The organism is Tenacibaculum xiamenense (assembly GCF_964513065.1).
In the GTDB taxonomy this organism is placed as follows: Bacteria; Bacteroidota; Bacteroidia; order Flavobacteriales; family Flavobacteriaceae; genus Polaribacter; species Polaribacter xiamenense.
Genome location: NZ_CAZEQU010000021.1, coordinates 1 through 918, shown reverse-complemented (window position 1 = coordinate 918; position 918 = coordinate 1).

Here is a 918-nt window from a genome sequence, read left to right as displayed (position 1 = left end):
TGCCGTATTTGATGCTACCGCAGTGGGTAAAGTATACTTATATCCATACTGAGCTGATGAACGTCTATTCAATGCATCCTTATTCTCTAATTCAACTCCCTGTGGAGCATATTGGGTTACTTCACTTGCAAAAGTCCATTTCGTTGGTGAATATTGATTGATCGCCTGACTATTGATCGCCCAGCCATTATTGTAAGTATAAAAAGGCGTGAAACTTGTAAAGTATCCATCATCTCTTGTATTTGGCTCATAAGAATGATAACGTCCTGTTAAATAAGCCCATGACTTCTTTGCCTTCCAATTACCTCTGATATTATGAACATAGGGATTGATATTATAATTATCATAAATCTCCAACAACTTGTCCTCATTCAATTCACCTAACTGCTCATTAGTATAAACCGTAGGGTCCATCACAAAGTACTTGTTGTTATTCTGATTCACTGGCTTCCAAAAATCACTATACTCAACGGCACTTGCATTGATTATCTTTGTTGTATTTGGACTCAAATTCTCGAACTTAGGCAATTCTGCCCTGTACGTATTGTTCTCATTTACTAAAGGATGTACCTTAGTAGTTATACTAGACATAGAAGCTGACTGTAAATTTCGATGACCTGAACGTGCTACTTTGAAAAACACACTCACTGTATTTGCTATTCCATCCTCTCCTATACAATCATTAATAATCTTACCATCTTGATCCATTAAGACGAATTTAGTAGATCCTCCAACCTTTATTTTTCTTATTACCCATAGCTTCGAACTTACCTCATAAGAAACTGGTTCAATCCCATTTAAACCTACCATCGTCATTGTTGCATTTAACTCATCTCCAACATGAAGATAACTAGAGAGCCTAGGATCGCTCAATGAAAAAGTATTTCCCGTTAAATCCTTTTTAAATACTCCAGAAAC